2 protein-coding genes and 1 pseudogene are annotated in these 2,530 nt (G+C 64.6%); 1 reads left to right on the forward strand and 2 read right to left on the reverse strand.

All coding sequences use genetic code 11. The features are described from left to right. Positions 1-103: 103 nt before the first annotated feature. Together D577_RS14195 and D577_RS14305 are read right to left on the reverse strand one after the other, a co-directional pair. Positions 104-1,274 (reverse strand): annotated as a pseudogene (locus tag D577_RS14195) (IS3 family transposase). A gap of 245 nt (positions 1,275-1,519) precedes the next feature. Continuing rightward, positions 1,520-2,296 (reverse strand): hypothetical protein, encoded by a 777-nt coding sequence (locus D577_RS14305; protein ID WP_155985585.1) that lies wholly within the window; start codon positions 2,294-2,296, stop codon positions 1,520-1,522. 29 nt (positions 2,297-2,325) lie between these two features. Here D577_RS14305 and D577_RS14200 point away from each other — a divergent pair, with 29 nt between their 5' ends. Beyond that, the gene (locus D577_RS14200; protein WP_018947973.1) at positions 2,326-2,493 is read left to right on the forward strand and encodes a hypothetical protein; all 168 of its coding nucleotides are present in this window, start codon (positions 2,326-2,328) and stop codon (positions 2,491-2,493) included. Positions 2,494-2,530: the final 37 nt, after the last annotated feature.

Genomic DNA, 2,530 nt, shown 5'->3' on the forward strand with positions numbered 1-2,530 from the left:
GAAGGGTATGTGGCGGTGCTGGTGCAGCCACCCGAGCGGGCTCCGGATGCGGGTATGGCCGCGATGCTGGACGTGGCCCGGGGGCTCGCGGCCGCTGTAGTGGTCAAGCGATTTCGGACACCTCGATAGGAGGTTCGGCTGTCCATTTTCGCTCGTAGGCGTTGGGCGACAGGTAGCCCAAGGTCGAGTGCATTCGGCGCTCGTTGTAGAAGCCGACGATGTAGTCGGTGATGTCCCGGGTGGCCTCGCCATGGTTGGCGTAGTCCCGCCGCCAGACCCGCTCCATCTTCAGGTTCAGGAAGAAGCGCTCGGCCACCGCATTGTCCCAGCAGTTACCTCGCCGGCTCATGCTGGCCCGGGCGCCGTGCTGCGCCAGCACACGCCGCCAGGCGTCGCTGGTGTACTGACAGCCCTGGTCGGAGTGGACCAGCAGACCGGGCTCGGGTTGCCGGCTCTGCAGCGCCATGCGTAGCGCACTGCAGGCCAACTCGGCATCCAGCCTTCGGCTCATGGACCAGCCCACCACCTTGCGGTTGAACAGGTCCAGCACCGCCGCCAGATACGTCCAGCCGGTGCGGGTCCGGATGTAGGTGATATCCGTCACCCAGGCCGCGTTCGGGCGCGATGGCTGGAACTGCCGGTCCAGGTGGTTTTCCACCACCGGCGCGGTCGCATCCCGCTGGGTGGTCACGACGAACGCCCGCTTCCAGACCGGGCGCAGGCCCTGTTCCCGCATCAGACGGCGGACCCGGTAGCGGCCCACCGTCACACCGTCCGAACGCAGGGCGGCCTGCACACGGCGGCTGCCTAGGTCCATTCCGACTGCTCGAACGCCTCCTTGACCCGTGCCTCCAGTGCACACGGCTGGCGCGGCCGCCGGCGGCGCGTCTGCGCCGCGTAGTAGCCCGACCGGTTCACCTCCAGCAGATCACACACCCGCTTCACCGGAGCCTTCTTCGCCAGCGTCGTGATGCAGCGAACCATCACAGCAGTTCCCGGGCGAAGAAGGCCGAAGCCTTTTTTAGTAGGGCCTTGTCCTCTCGCAGTCGGCGGTTCTCTTCCTCCAGCTCCCGGATCCGGCGTTGCTCCGGCGTCAGGGGGCGACCATCACCCGCCTCGCCGGATCGATCCGCCTTGAGCTGCTCGACCCAGCGCCGGACCGCCGTCTCGCCGACCCCCGTATCCCGCACCACCTGCGGCACACCCTGGCCCTCGTCCACCACCATCCGGGCAACCCGAAGCTTGTACTCCGGATCAAAATTCCTGCGTCCCATATCGTCTCCTCGATCAGATCCTCATCATTCCACCGATCGAGGTGTCCACCAACATTAGCCCAGCACAGTTGCCGCCGGGTTTGATGGGGATGGACAGTTGAAAGATATTCAGCAAGGGCCGCGGCCGGATGGGCCGGGGGTTGCCGATGCGCTAGAGTGGGAGAGAGCGGGGTGATTGTGCGGGTCGCCGCGCGACTTCCCGGAAATCCTGGATGAAGAGGATGAGTATGTTGGCCAGTGCGGTGTCACTTGAGGATTTGCGTGAGGGGGTCCAGCGGCTGGAACGGCCGGACTGGGTGAGGTCCGTGGAGCTTGCCGAGGCCGAGGATGCGGACGGTGAAATGGCTCTGTGGGTCTGGATTGTGCTTGACGCGGATTTTCCCGCCCAGGACGAAATGCAGCCGGCTCTGGCCTCGATGCGGCGGCGAATCCACGAGTTCCTCTCGAGCCAGGTCCCGGGGCTCTGGGCATATATTCGCGTGCGAGAGCCGGGCCAGGAGGAAGGCTGAAGGGGAGACGGGATGTCTTTGCACAGGGATTTGCTGAGTCAGGCCAGACAGCTTGCCACTCATGAGCCGCGGCGTCCGCGCCAGGCGAGCCTTCGGCGCGCCGTTTCCGCAGCCTATTATGCCCTTTTCCATCTGTTGGTGGATGCAGCAAGCAGGGAGGTGGTCGCGGGGCAGGGTCGCGATGTGTTGCGGCAACGCGTGGCGCGTGCTCTCGGGCATGCCGAGATGAAGAAGGCTTGTCAGGTTTTGTTGAAATGGAATCCCGGCGCTCCGGCTGACCCCCTGGGCCAGCTGATCCCTGGTCCGCCCGACCCGCGTCTTGTGACCGTAGCGGATGCCTTTGTGGAGCTTCAGCAGGCACGTCACGAGGCGGATTATGACTTGTCGAGGCGCTTCTCCCGGACGGATGCACTGGCTCTCGTTGGTGTGGCCGATGCAGCGTTTTCGGCTTTCGACGCGCTTAAGAAAGCCGACCAGAATCGTCGCGTGTTTCTGATGCACCTCGTTTTTCATGGTCGCTGGAAACGTTAGGGGCTAATCAATTGTCGGGGCTTTCACGTTCCGAAGCCACGCTAAAGCGCGGCTTCGATCTGTTGGGCGCGGCGGCGGGTCTGCTGCTCACCTTCTGGCTGATCGCGCTGGCCTGGGTGCTGGCTCCGGAATGCGCGGATGTCTCGGAGTGCGTGGTGTGGGTGCCACCCACGACATGATGTAGGCTGGTGAACCGCTTGTCCCTTGTTCTGATGC

The sequence above is a fragment of the Thioalkalivibrio sp. AKL17 genome, assembly GCF_000377885.1.
GTDB lineage: Bacteria > Pseudomonadota > Gammaproteobacteria > Ectothiorhodospirales > Ectothiorhodospiraceae > Thioalkalivibrio > Thioalkalivibrio halophilus.